The organism is Candidatus Williamhamiltonella endosymbiont of Tuberolachnus salignus, from assembly GCF_964019775.1.
In the GTDB taxonomy this organism is placed as follows: domain Bacteria; phylum Pseudomonadota; class Gammaproteobacteria; order Enterobacterales; family Enterobacteriaceae; genus Hamiltonella; species Hamiltonella defendens.
Genome location: NZ_OZ026471.1, coordinates 128,034 through 146,122, shown reverse-complemented (window position 1 = coordinate 146,122; position 18,089 = coordinate 128,034). Strand labels below are relative to the sequence as shown.

Genomic DNA, 18,089 nt, shown 5'->3' with positions numbered 1-18,089 from the left:
ATTTTTTCGACAGTATGTTTATTTTAGTGAATCTTGATGATGTGCTAAAGCGGATTTCACAAAACCAATAAATAATGGATGACCATCACGAGGCGTTGAAGTAAATTCAGGGTGAAATTGACACGCAACAAACCAGGGATGATGCGGTAATTCAATAATTTCAACGAGTTTTTTATCCATGGAACGACCTGATACACTCAGCCCCGCCGCTTCTATGATGGGTAATATCATGTTATTGACTTCATAACGATGACGGTGCCGCTCTATAATAATGGGCTTTTCATAGAGTTGATGTGTCAAGCTCCCTTTGACCAGGTGACATTTTTGCGCCCCCACCCTCATGGTGCCCCCCAGATTACTTTTTTCTGAACGAACAGCGATTTCACCATCTTCGTTTTGCCATTCCGTAATCAATCCAATCACAGGATAACGGGCATCAGGGTCAAATTCAGTCGAATTGGCTTTTTCCATTCCCGCAACATGACGAGCAAATTCTATCAAAGCAACTTGCATACCCAGGCAGATCCCCAAATAAGGAATGCGATTTTCCCGTGCATATTGAGCAGCGACAATCATGCCTTCAATTCCCCGATGTCCAAATCCTCCAGGAATGAGAATAGCATTCAAGCCTGCCAATTTTTCAATCCCAACTGTTAGGATCTCTTGTGCATCTATCAACTGAATATTAACTTTGACCCGATTTTTTAAACCTGCATGTTTTAAGGCTTCAATCACTGATTTATAGGCATCAGGCAATTCTATATATTTCCCTACCATACCTATGCTCACAGTTCCTTCACAATGACATTCTTCGTATAACACTTGCTCCCAGTGCCCCAAATTGGCTTTGGGGCACTTTAAGTTAAATTTATCGCAAATATATTGATCAAGCCCTTGCGACTGTAATATTTTTGGAATTTTATAGATAGAATCCACATCTTTGAGAGAAATCACCGCTTTTTCTTCTACATTACAAAATAACGCAATTTTTGAGCGTTCATGATCGGGTACTTCATGATCTGAGCGACAAATTAATACATCCGGCTGGATCCCAATAGAAAGCAATTCCTTGACTGAATGCTGTGTTGGCTTGGTTTTGACTTCACCGGCAGTGGTGAGATAAGGCAATAAAGTCAAGTGAATATAAAGAGCATGACTGCGACCCACATCTGTCACCATTTGACGAATGGCTTCCAAAAAGGGTAAAGACTCAATATCACCTACTGTGCCTCCAATTTCTACCAAAGCGACGTCATAGCCTTGCGCTGCCATCACAATACGTTCTTTGATGGCATTCGTGATGTGAGGGATCACCTGAACGGTCGAGCCTAAATAATCCCCCCTGCGCTCTTTTTGAAGCACTTCAGAGTAAATTGCCCCTGTTGTAAAATTATTATGCCGTGTCATTTTAGTGCGAATAAAACGCTCATAGTGACCCAGGTCTAGATCGGTCTCTGCGCCATCTTCAGTGACAAAAACTTCGCCATGTTGTTTTGGGCTGATGGTGCCGGGATCTAAATTGATATAGGGATCAAGTTTCATGATGGTGACTTTCAGAGATCGGGCTTCTAGTATGGCGGCCAAAGAAGCAGCAGTTATCCCCTTACCCAGAGAAGAAACCACCCCTCCGGTGACAAAAATATAATTCGTTATCATATGAACCTAAAGGGTAAAATTTTAATAGATGAGATTCAAAAATCTGTTCATCCCGTTTTCAATGCATTTAAAGATCATACAAAGCGCTTTCGCCCCGCAAACTCACGGTACGATTAAATACCAAACGCTTTTCAGAAGAATCTTTATCGGTACAAAAATAGCCCTCGCGCTCAAATTGATACGTTTTGCCTTCTTGCGTGTTGACTAGACTTGGTTCCACAAAGCCTTGACGTATGAATAATGATTCAGGGTTGAAGGCCTCTAAAAAGAGACAGGTGTCTGCATGCGACGCCGTCAATAAATGATGGTATAAGCGAATTTCAGCAGGAACAGCGTCATCGGCAGAAACCCAATGAATCACCCCTCTTATTTTACGGCCATCTGAGGGATCTTTATTGAGCGTCTCAGGATCATACTCACAGTGAATTGCCGTAATCATGCCTTGAGCATTTTTTTCAACATACTTTGCTTTAACGACATAGGCATGACGCAGCCGAACTTCTTTGCCCAACACCAAACGCTTATATTTTTTATTGGCTTCTTCGCGGAAATCGGCTCGGTCAATATAAAGCCCACGATTAAAAGGCATCTGGCGATGCCCCATACCAGGGTTATTCGGGTGATTAGGCACCGTTAGCCACTCTTTTTCATCAGAACGATTATCAATGATTAATTGAACAGGATCTAATACCGCCAAAGCGCGCGGCGCATTTTGATTCAGATCTTCACGAATACAAGCTTCTAAAGCACTCATTTCGACCTGATTATCCTGTTTAGTGACACCAATACGGTGACAAAACTCACGGATAGAAGCGGGTGTATAGCCTCTTCGTCTTAACCCTGAGAGGGTCGGCATACGGGGGTCATCCCAACCGGTCACTTTTTTTTCTTTGACCAAGAGATGAAGTTTTCGTTTGGACATCAGGGTATGTTCAAGATTCAAACGAGAAAATTCATATTGCCTCGGATGACAATCGATACTGATATTCTCCAGAACCCAATCGTATAAACGCCTGTTATCCTGAAATTCTAACGTACAGAGCGAATGGGTAATCCCCTCTAATGCATCAGAAATACAGTGCGTAAAATCATACATCGGATAGATACACCATTGATCACCTAGTTGGTGGTGCTCAGCAAATTTAATACGATACAAAACAGGATCACGCATGATCATAAAGGGAGAAGCCATATCAATTTTTGCACGCAGACAAGCAGCGCCTTCTGCAAAACCGCCTGCTTGCATTTTTTTAAATAACTCTAGATTGTCTTCAACGGTGCGGTCACGAAAAGGGCTGTTTTTGCCAGGCGCTGTTAAAGTGCCACGGTATTCACGCATTTGTTCGGCATTTAACTCATCGACATAAGCCAATCCTTTTTGAATCAACTCAATCGCATATCCGTATAAGGACTCAAAATAATCTGAGGAATATCGCACCGCGCCGCTCCATGCAAACCCTAACCACTGCACATCACGTTTGATAGATTCAATATATTCCTGCTCTTCTTTTTCTGGATTGGTATCGTCAAAACGTAAATGACATTCACCTTGATAATCTTGTGCCAGACCAAAATTCAAACAAATGGATTTGGCATGACCAATATGGAGATAACCATTCGGTTCAGGTGGAAAGCGGGTTCTGATGAATGAATGCTTACCTTGAGCGAGATCCTCTTCAATGATATGACGAATAAAGTGATTCGGACGTTCGCTGGCCTCGTTCATGACTGTATTCCTGTTATTCCCCAAAAAAACAAATATTTTAAGCTTTTTTATTGAAGGCCGCCACTGCGTTGAATAAAGAAAGATATCAAACCTGCAGTGCTATTGAATGTTTCTTTGGCAAGATAAAAGAAAACAAAAGGCTCGCTTTACACTTCGATAAACTCGATGTCGCCTTCTTTTCTTTCTTCGATATCGCTTGTCTTAAAATCTTTAAATAACTTTGTTAATAACTCTATAGTAATGTTATTAGAATATTTACGCGAATATCGGACCTATTTCCATATTAGTAAAATTTATGGGGTCAGTGAGAATTATATATACCAGCTGATCCTCTGGGTTGAGGATACCTTGTTTTCAGAATATATAAATTAATCAAAATTAAATCGCTTATCCATATTTCCGGACACTTCAAAAGACTGCTAGTAAAATGTCTCCAGGAGGAAAAAATGGACAATAAAGTGAAGCGGTCGAAATACAGTCTGGAGTTTAAACGAGACGCGGCAAAGTGAGTCATAGAAAAAATATCCCTGTCGACAAGCGGCAGACAGTTTGGGGGTTTCATTAAGTGCTATCAGACGCTGGGTCAGTGCTGAAAAAGGGGCGACAGGCGCTGAACAGGCAAATCCTGGCTTGGCAGAGCGTGAAATTTTAAAAAAAGCGGCGGTCTTCCTTGCGAAAGAAAACGGATAAGATTTCTGTTTATTCGTGAGCAAAAGAAGACCTGTCCGGTGCGCTTGTTATGTTGTGTGATGAAAGTCAGTCGCAGTGCTTTAGGTAACGTCTCCGGCCATGAGGGCGCTGGAGCGGACGGCGGTCAGGATATTGAGTGAACATAAACCAACACTGGGTTCACGCAGATTGAAACTGAAATTCAATCAGGCCGGCTTTCAGGTCGGTCGCTTTAAAACGCGTCGTTGAATGGCTTCGTTATCATTAATCGCCCGTTATCCGAAGCGTTACCGGGTGAAAACAGACAGTCAGCATCACCAGCAGATTGCCCCGAATCTGCTGGACCGGCAATTGACCGTGAATCCACGCAATCAAGTGTGGCCAACCGATATCACCTGCATCCGTACCTGTCAGGGTTGGCAGTATCTCGCTATCGTCATGGATTGATATTCACGCCAGATAGCAGGCTGGGCCCTGGCAAGGCATATGCGGACTGAGCTCTGTGTAGCGAAATGGCGTATTGGCGTAGAAAGCCCGATAGGGGGCTCATTCACCACTCAGATAGAGGCAGTCAGTACACCAGTAGCGAATACAGGCAACATCTGTCGGTCATGGGGGTATGCGGGCAAGCCACAGTGGAAAAGGCCAGTGCTGGGATAATGCCCCTTACAGAGCGCTTCTTCCGCAGTCTGAAATATGAATATTTGCACTACGAAGCTGAAAGATCATCTTGATGCCAAGTTGAGTGTGTTGGATTATTTGGCTTATTACAATAGTAAACGTCCCCACAGTGTACTGGGATATCTTTCACCCATGCAGTTTGAGCGAATACCATTAATCAATGTGTCTTAAAAATGTGTCCGGTTTTACTTGACCATTACAAGGGTAAACCCCAATAAAAAGCGTCAATCAAGTTAGACAGTGAGGCCCTTTAGCCTGCCAATCTGTGTCAAAGCAGCAGCGCTGACCTTTTGGGCATACCCGTAGAGGCAGGGCATCTCGTCGGCAAAGCCGCTTTCATTGAGATAAACCAGAGATTTTCCCTGCTTTTGATAGCCGCCTATTTTCTCCTGGAACAGGCACCGCCTCTTAGTCTGCCTTGGGGTGAGGCAGAGTTTTTTTATAGGTCAGACTCTATATTTTCAACGCTCGCCAAATGGTTTTAGGGCACACTGTGAAAACGGTTGGCGGTTTCTCTGATGCTCAGTCCTTCTTGCTCTCGAATACGGAGAATTTTTTTACGAAAATCCAGTGAATAACTCATAGTAAACTGATTCGGATTAATTCTTTATATCTTAATCAAAAATTAAATCGTTTAGCCATATCATTTAAAGTGAAAATTGACTCGCTTATCCAAAACTCAGGTTAATTAATTTATCTTTTTTTTAAATGCGTTATCAGTCGTTTGCGTTTACGGACTTGATTGGGCGTTAAAGTATTGCGTTTACTTGCAAAAGGGTTCTCCGATTCTTTGAATTGGATCCGGATCGGAGCTCCTATTATTTTTAATGAACGACGAAAATAGTTCATAAGATAACGTTTATAAGAATCATTAATTGCGGTTACTTGATTTCCATGGATCACGACAATCAGTGGATTATAGCCGCCAGAATGAGCATATTTAAGCTTGACACGTCGACCACGGACAAGAGGAGGTTCATGTTCTTCTTTTGCCAATTGCATAATACGTGTGAGTAAAGAAGTGTTGATCCGTTTTGTAGAACAGTCATAAGCTTCTTTAATGGATTTAAATAAATTTTCAACACCGCTACCATGCAAAGCAGAAATAAAATGCGTTCGTGCAAAATCCATAAACCCTAAACGTAAATCTAAACTGTTTTTTATTTGCTTTCGCTTTTCTGAAGAAATAGCATCCCATTTATTGACGGTAATCACTAATGAACGCCCGCTGTTTAAAATAAAACTCAGCAAAGACAAATCCTGATCAGAAACCCCTTCATTTGCATCAATGACTAACAACACAACATTGGCATCTTCAATTGCTTTGAGGGTTTTTATGACGGAAAATCTTTCAACTTTTTCCTTTATTTTTGAGGATTTACGGACACCGGCAGTATCAATAAAAATATATTCTCTGTTATTACGGATTAAGGGAATATAAATACTGTCTCGAGTGGTGCCTGGTATGTCATAAACCAACATACGATCTTGAGCCAAAATATGGTTAACGAGTGTAGATTTACCCACATTGGGACGGCCCACAATCGCCAGTTTAATAGGTAAACTCTCAGGATTACAAAGAAATTTTTTGCTCTCTAAAAAATCTGTTTTATCAACCTCAGTTTTTTGCTTTTCCCAATAAGAGGAATTGAGTTCCTCTTCACTGAGCTCAATAATGGGCTTTTCGGGTACAAAAGGCGTGATAACTGAACTCATCAGTTGTGCGACACCACGACCATGAGAAGCTGCAATACCATAAACTTTACCTAAAGCTAATGAATAAAAATCAGTCAATGCAGTGTCAGAGTTCATGCCATCGATTTTATTAGCCACCAAAAAAGTGGCTTTTTTGCGTTTACGTAAATGTTTAGCTATTTCTAAATCTGCTGGCAGCAGACCAGCACGGGCATCCAGTATAAAGAGCACAACGTCTGCTTCTTCAATCGCTAAAAAAGACTGATGTGTCATGTGTTTTTGAATATTTTCTATTCCTTCAATTCCATTTATACCCCCTGTATCAATAATAATAAATTTATGGTTTTCAATTTCAGCGTGGCCGTATTGGCGATCTCTGGTTAATCCTGGGAAATCGGCCACTAATGCATTAGCTGTCTGGGTTAATCTGTTAAAAAAGGTAGATTTACCTACATTTGGGCGTCCAATTAACGCAATAATAGGTATCATTGTCATTCTCACGACTTATTTTCATTTAAATTCTTTGTCAAATCTTGCCAAGTGGCGTAAAAATTTGAGGGATCAGTTATTTTAAAATAATGTACCCGCTATTTTTCCTGTTTGCTGATCTCTAATCGGTCGTTTATTTTATTAGATACTAGAATTTATTTTTGTACAAATGAATAAACAGTACCATCTCTGGCTTGGATAATCAGTCTACCCGATATTTCTATAGGAGCACTTAAAAATCCAGAACGATTGACTTTTTGTTGTGTGACAAAACGTCCGTCTTCGGTATTCAACCAGTGTAAATATCCTTCGGAATCTCCTACGACTAAGTAGCCATTATAAATCAGTGGGGCCGTTAAACCACGATGCAATAAATCGCTTTGTTTCCAAACTGGAATACCAGTATCAGATTTTAACGCGAGGAGTCGATCATTTTGATCTACAAGATAGATATAACCTGCATGTATTGCAAAATCACTTACTGATCCCAAGTTACGTTTCCACAAAATTTCTCCTGAATTTAGTTGCAGTGCAACGAAATTACCATTATAGGCGGCCGCATAAACAATACCATTTACTATGAGAGGTCTCATATCAACGTCATTAAGACGCTCAATTTCTGTTGAGCCTCTCACTTCAGAAATCACCTGTTGCCAAATAAGCTGCCCTTGATCCATCGTAACAGCACTGACACGACCGTTGTCACCACCAAAAACAGCGGTGTCCGATGAGATAGCAGGAGCTGATTCACCTCGTAATGAGAGTGTTGGTATGTCTAAATTCAAGGTCCAATCAATGCTTCCATTTATTTTATTTATTGCTTGAATTATTCCGTTACCAGTATGAATTAATATTAAATCACTACTGATAATAGGACGAGACAATACTTCACCTGCAACTTGGGTTTTCCAAACAACTCTGCCATCAGAAACATTGAGCGCAAAAAGGATAGCGTGTTCACTTCCAACATAGACAAGATCGCCATCGACCGTTAATCCTCCGGATAACATGGCAGAATCATTTTTAGTAGAGATAAAACCTGTTTTTTGAGATAAATTTGTTTGCCAAATCACCTTGCCTGTATCAAGTTTTAGCGATTTAACCCATCCATTACGGTCCGCAACAAATAAGGATGTATCGTTTCCGACAGGACGTAGATGAGAATAGTATTTTCCTATCCCTCGACCAACGGATGTACTCCACAGTGGATTTAAGGTAAATTGATTTTTGACTTCTGGTAAAGGTGATAGAGTGACCACATCTTTTTCGCTATTAAAAAATGCACAGCCATTAAGTAAAAAAAGACAGAACATTCCTAACCAAAATATTTTATAAAATTGCATGAAAACTTCCTTTAATCGGATAAATTATTCAATTTAAGACGTAATAATTGTGATGAAGCAATAGATGACTCTATACTTTTTTTGTACGCCGCTCGTGCGCCTGCTATATCATTTTTTTCTAATAAAATATCTCCTCGTATATTCTCAGCCATGCCTAGCCAAAAATCAGAGTATATATTATCTAAGCTTTTTAAAGCTTTATCGAATTGCTTTAACTGTAATTGTACTCGAGCTAAACGTAGATAAATTAACGAAAGCAGATTGTTATCTTTTGTATTGAGCAATGCCGATATCAGTTGTTGCTCCGCTTTATCAAAAGCCTGATTTTCAACGAATTTTTTCGCTAATTGCAACGCGATAAATCCCGAATAATTATTGTAATTTTTTTGAATAAATTTTTCAGCCTTTGAGATGTTTGGCTCACTTATGTCTTTATCATTGAGAAAAAGCTGACTGATATCTTGATAAGAGGAAGAAGAAATTGACACGAAGCTGCTTTGATAGTTTTGCCAATAACGCCAAGCGAAAAGCGCTAGTACGCCTATTAATAGGCCCAGTGCAAGTGCTTTCCGGTTTTTACGTAAAAAAATTCGAAAAGCTTCAGTTTCAATACTTTGAGTTGAAGATCTGTTCAAAATGCATCCCTTGTAGTTAAAATTTATTCAATGAAAATTTTATTAAGAAATAAGATAAGATCTTCTTGCATTAATAAATTCTGTTCTCCTGTAAGAAGGTTTTTGATCACAATTTTTTGTTTTGCTATTTCGTTCTCACCTAATATTAAGGCAAAAGTCGCGCTGCATTTGTTAGCCGAAGATAATTGTTTAGATATTTTTTGCTTACCGTAGTGCAGCTTTAATTTTAGTTGAGGCAAACTGTCACGAATTTTTTCTGCTAATTTTATTGCCTTAGCTCGAGAAGTATTGTTTTCAGAAACGAAATAAACATCCAATTTTGGAGAAAGGTAAAAATCAGGGTTCACCTTTTTAACCAACAAAACTAACCGCTCAAGCCCAATAGCAAAACCTACTGCTGGGGTTGAATCTTTTCCTCCTAATTGTTCGACCAGACCATCATAGCGCCCCCCTGCACAAATAGCTCCTTGAGATCCTAAATGATTGGTCACCCATTCAAATACCGTTTTGTTGTAGTAATCTAACCCTCTTACCAAGTATGGATTCACACGATAAGAGATGCCCGATTCATTCAAAAATTGACAGAGTGTTAAAAAATGCTGTTTCGATTCATCATTGAGATATTCGGACAATAGGGGGGCATCTGCGAGTATTTTTTGAACAACCTGATCTTTCGAATCTAATAGCCGTAATGAATTTTTGTGCATTCGATGAATTGCTTCTTCAGTCAATTGAGCTTTATTTTTTTCTAAAAATTTCAACAAAGATTCACGATACCTTGCACGCTCTTCTATCGAACCAATTGAATTTAATTCCAATTGAACATAATTTAAAATGCCTAGCTTCTTCCAGAATCGGGCGGTCATTAAAATAAGTTCTGCATCAATATCTGGCCCATACAAACCAAATACTTCTACACCTAATTGATGGAACTGACGGTAACGGCCTTTTTGTGGTCTTTCGTAACGAAACATGGGGCCAATATACCAAAAACGTTGTTCCTTATTGTGAAAAAGACCATGCTCAACACCGGCACGAACGCAGCCTGCTGTCCCTTCGGGACGCAAGGTTACACTTTCACTATTGCGGTCATCAAAGGTATACATCTCTTTTTCTACTACATCAGTGACTTCACCAATCGCTCGTTTAAACAATGTTGTAGTTTCTATGATTGGGATGCGAATTTCGTTATAACAGTGGGTTGCAAGTATATTTTTCAAAGTATTTTCAATTTGCTCCCATAATTCGGAATCTGGAGGCAGACAATCATTCATTCCGCGAATGGCCTGTAACTTTTTCATCACATCTGTCATATTTTCATTACTTCCGAAAAGATCAAAGTTGATTTATTTGAATCCGATTTTTTTTATCTAATAAGGCTGCTTTGGCACGAATTTTGGCTTCGAGTTGATCAATGATTTGTTGATTATCAAGTCGACCTTTACGTTCACCCTCTTCGAAAAAGCCACTTTTGTTACGTGCTCCAGTGACGCCTAAAGTAGACACTAACGCCTCACCTGGGCCATTAACAACACAACCAATAATAGAAACATCCATAGGAGTGACGATATCTTCTAGACGTTTTTCAAGCGCATTAACGGTACCAATAACATCAAATTCCTGACGCGAACAGGTTGGGCACGCAATAAAGTTAATACCTCGAGACCTGATACGCAAAGATTTCAAGATATCAAAGCCGGCTTTGATTTCTTCTGTTGGATCGGCGGCCAAAGAAATGCGCAAAGTATCTCCTATTCCTTCAGAGAGAAGGATTCCTAAACCTATCGCGGATTTTATAGAGCCACTACGAGCCCCCCCCGCTTCTGTTATGCCTAAATGTAAGGGTTGATCGATACGAGTTGCTAAAAGGCGGTATGAATGGATAGCTAAAAAAACATCTGATGCTTTTACACTGATTTTAAATTGATCAAAATTGAGGCGTTCTAAAAACGAGACTTGGCGCATTGCCGATTCTAATAGTGCCTCTGGTGTCGGTTCTTTGTATTTCTCTTGAATGTCTTTTTCTAATGAACCGCCGTTAATACCGATTCGGATTGGAATCCCGTGATGACGTGCACTGGCAACAACATCGCGAATACGAAGTTCACTACCAATATTACCAGGATTAATGCGTAAGCAATCTACACCATACTCTGCTACTTTTAGAGCAATACGATAGTCAAAATGAATATCAGCAACTAATGGAACAGAAGCTTGTTGTTTGATCTGGTTAAACGCTTCCGCAGCCTCCATAGTGGGTACAGAAACCCTTACAATATCTGCACCAACAGATTGCAATGCTTTAATTTGAGCTACCGTCGCAGCCACATCTGTGGTTTTTGTATTGGTCATGGATTGAACGCTGATCGGTGCATTCTCTCCAATAGGAACTTTCCCTACATAAATGCGGGTCGATTTGCGTCTAATGATGGAGGATAAGTTATACATGATATTCCCTTAAACGCCTGTAAGTCAAAAATTGCGCCCAATGTTGCCATTTACTTGAATATTAGAGTGTACTAAGTAGTAATTTAGGATCAATTGACTTTTTATTATTACTGTCGGCGACAGACAGGTTGTTTTTTTGAACCAAACCAAAATAGAGGCATGAGGTAGTTGAACTTCAGTCATCGGTGATGTTGAGTCGTTTTTTTTATTAATGAGTCTTGTGTCAACAATTTTACTGATGATTCGATATTCATGCTGTTAATTTCTGTTTTTTGAATTTTATTATTTTGACACCACCAAGCACCAGTTAATCAAAAAATTGTGAATAAAATAAACCAAGTAGATAGAATTAGACATCTATGCCATTCTTTGCTCTTTTTATTAGATAAAAATAAAGTTTATTAGATGTTTTTATTACCTAAATTTCTTCATTGAGTTTTGATAATAATGCTTCTCCTGGTAGATTCAATAATTTTGCATAAGAACGAATATAACCGAGCTCAAAAGCAGAAAAAAACTGGGCGTAAGATTGTTTTCTTCAATTTTTTGAATGGTAGACAATCTTAGGCATAAACGATCCGCTACCGTTTGTTGTGTTAATTTTGATGCTTCGCGAGCTTTTTTTAGGCGAGCTCCAATTGTTTCTATTGCAATTTTATGTTCAATACATCTAGTCTTCATGGGCTAAATAATCTTTATACTCTTTTGAGTGTGAGAAATCTCTCGCTAATTGTTTGCCGATATTTTGTACGCTGTCCTCATCTCCAAATTTATAGGATAAATAAATTTGTAACAATAGAACTTCAGCACAAACAGGTAAAACACTTTGATGCACATTTAACAAAAATTGAGCGTGGTCGTATTTTTTAAATTCAAATTGTTTTTTTGCTTTTTCTATGAGAAATCTGCCTTTTTCTGCATCATATTTTAAGGCTCTGCTTATCAGCATTTGAGCAAATTTATATTGCTTAGCTTCAAAAAAACAGTACCCTGCATTTTCTAAGTTGTCTGCAATTTCAATATAATCTGTTGAAAGTACTGCGGCACTAAACTGTTCCTGTGCAGAAGCATAATCTCCTTGTTTACATAAAAAAGTACCGTAATGATTCATCACCGTAGCATTTAACGGTGCTAATTTCAGAATTTTTTGATAACGTTGATGGGCGGCTTTATTTTCTCCCACGTTTTGTTCGTAGAGAGCCATACCTAACTGAGCTCGATAATCCTCTTCATTCTCAAGCAGTGCTTTTTCAAAATTTTGTCGCGCCGCTTTGTAATCACCTTGTTTTAAATATTCTAAGCCCAACTGTAAACGTGTTTGCCGTGCTGCTTGTTCGCGTGATTTATCTGATATATGTGTACAACCCATTAAAAAAGAGCTGATCAAAAAAATTTTCCAAAATATATGAAGGGTCATATTTTAGTCTTGACCTTTTTCGTATTGATTTTTTAAAAAAATTTTACGGTGTGAGGGGAATACTTAAAACATTTTAATACTCAATAATATATGGATTCACCATCTATTATTTTTTTAATGTACGTTTGGTGCGATCAATCACATCTCCTGCTAATTGACCACAAGCAGCATCAATATCATTCCCTCGGGTTTTACGTATAATCGTCGTGAAATCATATTGCATTAATACCTTTGCAAAACGATCTATCCGACTATTGGAGCTACGTCCATAGTCAGCACCAGGAAAAGGATTCCAAGGAATTAAATTAATTTTGCAGGGAGTATTTTTTAAACAATCAGCTAACTGATGAGCTTGTTCTAAACTGTCATTCACATGATTAAGCATGACGTATTCAATCGTCACTCTGCCTTGATTGGCATTAGATTTTGTCAAGTAACGGCGAACCGCTGCTAACAAGGTTTCAATATTATATTTACGATTAATGGGAACCAGTTCGTTGCGGATATGATCCGTCGGGGCATGAAGAGAAATCGCTAGTGCAACGTCTATCATATCACCTAATTTATCTAAAGCAGGCACAACACCAGAGGTGGACAATGTGACTCGCCGTTTAGATAAGCCAAAACCAAAGTCGTCCATCATAATAGCCATGGCTGGCACAACATTATTGATGTTCAGTAAGGGCTCTCCCATACCCATCATCACAACATTAGTGATGGGGCGTTGACCTTTTGATTTTAAAGAACCGATGATTTTAGCAGCACGCCAAACCTGGCCAATAATTTCGGAGACGCTCAGGTTTCGGTTAAAGCCTTGTTGAGCGGTAGAACAAAATCGACATTCAAGTGCACAGCCGACCTGTGAAGAAACACAGAGGGTTGCACGGTCTGATTCGGGTATGTAAACGGTTTCGACCTGTTGATCTCCCACTTTTATTGCCCATTTAATGGTGCCATCAGAAGAACTTTGTTCTTTCGCGACCTCTGGCGCACGAATTTCTGCTATTTTTTGTAATTTATCACGTAACTGTTTGTTGATATCTGTCATCAAAGAAAAATCATCATAACAATAATGATATATCCACTTCATGATTTGATCAGCCCGAAAAGGTTTTTCACCTATTTTGACAAAAAAATCCCGTAGTTTTTGTCGATTAAAATCCAGCAAGTTGATTTTTTTGTTAGTCGGTTTGATAGTCTGCAGTGCGCTTTCAGATGGGATTATGCTGACAGGAATATCTGATAACGAAACAGAATACGGTTTTAATTGAGACATAAAAAATGAGCGCCTTTTTTAAAAAATAGATCACAGAATGTTTATCTTTTAAATAAATGATTTTATCTGGAAAAAATTTCGTCAAATTTAAAAAAATAAGCAATCTCACGTTCAGCAGATGCAAGGGAATCTGAGCCATGAAGTGCATTGTCTGTCAGGCTGTCTCCAAAATCTGCACGAAGGGTTCCTGCTAAGGCTTTTTTAGGATCGGTTTCACCCATGATTTCACGATTTCGTTTGACTGCATTTTCGCCTTCAAGAACTTGGATCATAACTGGGCCTGATGTTATTGATTGAATTAAATTCGTAAAAAAATCGCGATTCTTGTGCTCTACGTAAAAACCTTCTGCTTGCTCTATCGTTAGAAGTAGCATTTTTGCTGAAATTATTTTCAATTTCGCTGTTTCAAAACGGGTATAAATTGCGCCGATTACATTTTTAGTAACCGCTTTCGGCTTGATGATAGAAAAAGTACGTTCTACTGCCATAGAAAATTCCTGATGATTGAGCTGATTTTTTATATCACATAAAGATAATTCAAAAAGATTAGCATAGGTTAAAATGAAAACCTTCTTTTATCAAAGTGAATCGAACTTAAGTTTTTAATTTTGAGATCTAGATCTCTTTTTTTTAATTTAAAGCCTCAATTTTGAGTCAAAATAATACCGATTAAAGTCATCACAGGAGTTAAATCCCAGCATCGGAGTGTTCAGCGTTTAATTATTGCGATTTTTTGGTTGCGTTGGATTAACTGCTTGTAGGGCAATATGATAAAATTGAATTATTTTTATCATGAATAAACATATTGAATACATTATCGTTTATTTCATATCAATTTATAGAAAAATTGGAGTTTAAAAATGTACTTCAGTACTGGAACACTTATATTGACTGTAATGATTTTTTTATCATGTACTAATGCGAATGCCAGCGTCAGTATCTTATCAGCTAAGGAATGTGCCAATATGCAAACTAGGGGTACGATTACGAGTTCTAATCCTGTGAGCTGTGATCGTCTACGTCGTGTCAATTTTAGACACGTCAACTTTAACGGGGTGATAAAAACTGGCAATATTGTTGTTCTTGATTCTGTTGCAGAACAAGTCGAAGGAATTTTTTCTGAATTATTCAAACAACGTTTTCCCATCCATAAGGCTGTGGTTATAGAACATTATCAAGGTAATGATGAAGCATCTATGGTTGATAACAACACATCCGATTTTAATGGGCGTTCAATGACAGGTGGAGCCTCCTGGTCGAAACACGCCTATGGCGTCGCCATTGATATCAACCCATTGCAAAATCCTTATATATCATATCCCGAGGAGGGTAGTGCTAACATACTTCCGCCCAGCAGTAGCAAATTTTTTGTAAACAGAAATAACAATCGTCCAAATAAAAAGCAACGAGCAGGCATGGCAGAAAATGTGATCGATGTTTTTGCTCGCCACGGTTTCATCATATGGGGTGGTGATTGGGATACTCCTATTGACTATCAACACTTTGAAGTAGGAAGTTACAATTTTATTCATAAACTCATCAATCAATCGCCTGACTCTGCTCGTCAAATGTTTAATCAGTATGTTAATCATTATAATGATTGTATATCAAAACATATTCAAAAAGACTATGCGTCAAAACGTACCATTTGTATAAACGAAGTTCGTCAGTAAATAAAAAATATTTATAATATAATAAAAAACATATCTGAGAATGAGAAATACAAAATATTTTTAATAAAAAATAAAATAACTTGGATTATTGTTTGCTCTCTGATGATACAAATGTATCAATATTTAAACAGAAATATATTCGCCCTTACTGCCTCTTTAAGTTTCACCCTTTTTTTTTATAACTGAAAAATACTTTTTTGATCAATAGATTGAAGTTGAAGGAAAAAACCGCTCAAGTTGCAAAACCGAAATTTTTTCCTATAATCATTTAAAATAACAAAACGTATTTTTATCAAAAATGATGATTCAAAAAAATTATTCTACAAATCATATAAATGTACCATAAATGAGAAAAAAAATTTTTATCGCGTCAATTTTATTAGCTGGATGCTGTTTGACAGCGGCGGCAAAAACTGTAGATAAAATCATCGTTTTTTCTACCGAAAAATCAAAAGGAGCTCTTTCTATAGGTAGACAGCAGACTTATACAAAAACATTTGATATTGCTTTAAGAAATAATAGTCAACAAGATATAGAACTATCAACTTCATGCTTAAAAGCCTTCGATTCGAATGGAAAAGAATTTAAACTTGATACAGTAGATGAAAAATTAATTCCAAATAAGTTAAAAAAAGGAGAATTAGTGAAAGGAATTGCCATGTTTGTATCGGATGACGCTTCAGTTTATGGCGCAAATATAGTAAGGCTTGTCAAAGAGTGTGATAAAAAAGTTTAATCGCAGTGGTTTTGTCGTGCTTGGGGTCAAAATCAAGTAAAAATAATATACTAAACTGACCGTATTCAAATAATCTATCAAACAGTGAAATAAGAAAGCACTGGCTTGATTTCTGGCATCACACCATGCCAAAGATAAAAAGAATACGCCGCTTGAGCCACCAACATACCCAGCCCATCAGCATAGTGCATCACTCCTTTTTGTTTTATCCAATCAATAAAAATCGTTTCAGATGCCTGAGCGGAATAAAACATATCGTAACAACGACTGTTGTTGAAAAAGAGACAGGCTGGTAAATCAGGTACTTCACCAAACAGACCAGATGTGGTGGCATTGATGATCAAATCAAAAGAGCTGCCTTCGAGGGCGCCTATCTCTGATACCTCTATTTTATCAAGGTGCTGAAATAACCGTCCCAATTTTTGAGCGCGACTCAAGGTACGATTGGTGATAACGAGCTCGCAAGCCTCTTTCAATAATGAAGGGATGACGCCCTGTGCTGCCCCTCCAGCTCCAATTAATAAAATACGATCCCCAGGCATCAACAGATTTAATCTTTTTAAATCAGTTAATAAACCGATCCCATCTGTGTTATCGCCCAATAATTGATTATTATCTAAAAGCTTTAATGTATTGACAACTCCCGTGCATTTTGCGTGTTCTGTGTGTTGATCGCAAAGCCGGTACGCTCGTTCTTTAAAAGGCGTTGTAATATTCGCACCGAGCCCACCTTGGGTGAAGAAATCACTGACGATGGATTCAAAGTCTTCGTGAGGCACTTTTATTTTGCAGTAAGGATGATGAATGCCGGTTTGCTCTGCGAAGCTTTGATGAATTTGGGGAGACAGGCTGTGTTCAATAGGGTGACCAAAAACCGCATAGCTTTCGACAATCGGCTCTTTAGCTAAAGGCATCGTGATCTCTGATCCATACGTTCAAATGAAATTATGCTGTTTATTTCTTGTTTTGTGAGTAAACGATACTGGCCCGGCATCAGTGCTTCATCCAATTTGATACTGCCAATCTGCATACGGTGTAATTCTGTGACATGATGACCTATCGCCGCAAACATGCGTTTAACTTGATGATAACGACCTTCAGTAATGGTCAATTCCATCGATTGAGGTGTTACAATTTTTAATTGTGCAGGACGCGTTAGAGTTTTTTCATTTTTAAGGCGCAAACCGTCCAAAAAATTTTGTGTTGGATCGTGAGAAATTGGAGAAGCCAAGGTCACCCAATAGGTTTTTTTACAATGATATTTTGGTGAAGTCAGACGATGCGACCACTGACCATCATCCGTCATTAACACTAATCCTGTGGCATCTATATCTAGACGTCCTGCGGCGTGCAGTTCACTAGACACTGTTTCATCAAAAAAATCATTCACGACAGGATGATGAGGATCTCGGGTAGCACAGAGATATCCCTTGGGCTTATTGAGCATAAAATAACGCCCCGTTATGGGATATTTCAATAATTGCTGATCAAATAACACTTTTTGTTCAGGTAATAATTTGACTGCTCCGTTCGTTATCACTTTTGAATCTAGTATGACCCGCTTTTCTTTTAAGGCCCGTGTCACCTGTTTTCGACTTTTTCCCAATTGATGAGACAAAAAACGGTCTAATCGCATTGAATGAAT

The 18,089-nt window shown here is 38.5% G+C and carries 19 protein-coding genes and 1 pseudogene; 7 read left to right on the top strand and 13 right to left on the bottom strand.

Annotated features, from left to right (window positions below):
* Positions 1–18: 18 nt before the first annotated feature.
* Both AACL23_RS00780 and glnS read right to left on the bottom strand, forming a co-directional pair.
* The gene (locus AACL23_RS00780) at positions 19–1,656 is read right to left on the bottom strand and encodes a CTP synthase (RefSeq protein WP_339049497.1); all 1,638 of its coding nucleotides are present in this window, start codon (positions 1,654–1,656) and stop codon (positions 19–21) included.
* A 67-nt stretch (positions 1,657–1,723) separates the two neighbouring features.
* Entirely contained in the window at positions 1,724–3,382 is a 1,659-nt protein-coding gene (glnS, locus tag AACL23_RS00775) for a glutamine--tRNA ligase (RefSeq protein ID WP_100096660.1), read from the bottom strand.
* 237 nt (positions 3,383–3,619) lie between these two features.
* On the opposite strand from glnS, the pseudogene AACL23_RS00770 reads away from it, so the two are divergent.
* The 5 genes and pseudogenes from AACL23_RS00770 to AACL23_RS10165 all read left to right on the top strand — a co-directional run.
* A pseudogene (locus tag AACL23_RS00770) lies at positions 3,620–3,733 on the top strand (transposase family protein); the annotation flags it as partial.
* A gap of 198 nt (positions 3,734–3,931) precedes the next feature.
* Complete coding sequence (locus AACL23_RS00765; RefSeq protein WP_158530971.1) at positions 3,932–4,072, top strand: hypothetical protein; 141 nt, start codon at positions 3,932–3,934, stop codon at positions 4,070–4,072.
* A 228-nt stretch (positions 4,073–4,300) separates the two neighbouring features.
* A complete protein-coding gene (locus AACL23_RS00760; protein WP_048901554.1) occupies positions 4,301–4,498 on the top strand; it encodes a hypothetical protein in 198 nt (65 codons plus the stop codon).
* Positions 4,499–4,537: 39 nt separating this feature from the next.
* Complete coding sequence (locus AACL23_RS00755) at positions 4,538–4,711, top strand: hypothetical protein (protein WP_171967431.1); 174 nt, start codon at positions 4,538–4,540, stop codon at positions 4,709–4,711.
* A 36-nt stretch (positions 4,712–4,747) separates the two neighbouring features.
* A complete protein-coding gene (locus AACL23_RS10165) occupies positions 4,748–4,903 on the top strand; it encodes an IS3 family transposase (protein ID WP_086934980.1) in 156 nt (51 codons plus the stop codon).
* A gap of 522 nt (positions 4,904–5,425) precedes the next feature.
* Here AACL23_RS10165 and der read toward each other — a convergent pair.
* The 9 genes from der to ndk form a co-directional block, all read right to left on the bottom strand.
* Positions 5,426–6,916, bottom strand: coding sequence for a ribosome biogenesis GTPase Der (der, locus tag AACL23_RS00750; RefSeq protein WP_100097132.1), 1,491 nt, complete (start codon positions 6,914–6,916; stop codon positions 5,426–5,428).
* A gap of 155 nt (positions 6,917–7,071) precedes the next feature.
* Entirely contained in the window at positions 7,072–8,259 is a 1,188-nt protein-coding gene (gene bamB, locus AACL23_RS00745) for an outer membrane protein assembly factor BamB (protein ID WP_100096662.1), read from the bottom strand.
* 11 nt (positions 8,260–8,270) lie between these two features.
* Positions 8,271–8,894, bottom strand: coding sequence for a YfgM family protein (locus AACL23_RS00740; protein ID WP_015873303.1), 624 nt, complete (start codon positions 8,892–8,894; stop codon positions 8,271–8,273).
* 23 nt (positions 8,895–8,917) lie between these two features.
* Positions 8,918–10,198: a histidine--tRNA ligase gene (gene hisS / locus AACL23_RS00735; protein ID WP_157791476.1), complete on the bottom strand. Its 1,281-nt coding sequence runs from the start codon at positions 10,196–10,198 to the stop codon at positions 8,918–8,920.
* Positions 10,199–10,229: 31 nt separating this feature from the next.
* A complete protein-coding gene (gene ispG, locus AACL23_RS00730; RefSeq protein WP_015873301.1) occupies positions 10,230–11,342 on the bottom strand; it encodes a flavodoxin-dependent (E)-4-hydroxy-3-methylbut-2-enyl-diphosphate synthase in 1,113 nt (370 codons plus the stop codon).
* A 465-nt stretch (positions 11,343–11,807) separates the two neighbouring features.
* Positions 11,808–12,023, bottom strand: coding sequence for a helix-turn-helix domain-containing protein (locus AACL23_RS10160; protein WP_048901553.1), 216 nt, complete (start codon positions 12,021–12,023; stop codon positions 11,808–11,810).
* On the bottom strand, positions 12,013–12,759 hold the full coding sequence (gene pilW, locus AACL23_RS00725) for a type IV pilus biogenesis/stability protein PilW (protein ID WP_015873300.1): 747 nt from the start codon (positions 12,757–12,759) through the stop codon (positions 12,013–12,015). Before pilW ends, AACL23_RS10160 begins: the two co-directional genes overlap by 11 nt.
* Before the next feature lie 106 nt (positions 12,760–12,865).
* Complete coding sequence (locus AACL23_RS00720; RefSeq protein ID WP_339049488.1) at positions 12,866–14,035, bottom strand: bifunctional tRNA (adenosine(37)-C2)-methyltransferase TrmG/ribosomal RNA large subunit methyltransferase RlmN; 1,170 nt, start codon at positions 14,033–14,035, stop codon at positions 12,866–12,868.
* Positions 14,036–14,097: 62 nt separating this feature from the next.
* Positions 14,098–14,523: a nucleoside-diphosphate kinase gene (gene ndk, locus AACL23_RS00715; RefSeq protein ID WP_015873297.1), complete on the bottom strand. Its 426-nt coding sequence runs from the start codon at positions 14,521–14,523 to the stop codon at positions 14,098–14,100.
* A gap of 477 nt (positions 14,524–15,000) precedes the next feature.
* Between ndk and AACL23_RS00710 the strand changes: the two genes are divergently transcribed.
* Both AACL23_RS00710 and AACL23_RS00705 read left to right on the top strand, forming a co-directional pair.
* The gene (locus AACL23_RS00710; protein WP_100096665.1) at positions 15,001–15,708 is read left to right on the top strand and encodes a M15 family metallopeptidase; all 708 of its coding nucleotides are present in this window, start codon (positions 15,001–15,003) and stop codon (positions 15,706–15,708) included.
* A 346-nt stretch (positions 15,709–16,054) separates the two neighbouring features.
* Positions 16,055–16,444, top strand: coding sequence for a DUF4354 family protein (locus AACL23_RS00705; protein ID WP_100096666.1), 390 nt, complete (start codon positions 16,055–16,057; stop codon positions 16,442–16,444).
* A 77-nt stretch (positions 16,445–16,521) separates the two neighbouring features.
* Here AACL23_RS00705 and aroE read toward each other — a convergent pair whose 3' ends face one another.
* Both aroE and rsuA read right to left on the bottom strand, forming a co-directional pair.
* Positions 16,522–17,337, bottom strand: coding sequence for a shikimate dehydrogenase (gene aroE / locus AACL23_RS00700; protein ID WP_171967536.1), 816 nt, complete (start codon positions 17,335–17,337; stop codon positions 16,522–16,524).
* Between the two features lie 11 nt (positions 17,338–17,348).
* The gene (gene rsuA, locus AACL23_RS00695; protein WP_100096668.1) at positions 17,349–18,080 is read right to left on the bottom strand and encodes a 16S rRNA pseudouridine(516) synthase RsuA; all 732 of its coding nucleotides are present in this window, start codon (positions 18,078–18,080) and stop codon (positions 17,349–17,351) included.
* Between the last annotated feature and the right edge of the window lie 9 nt (positions 18,081–18,089).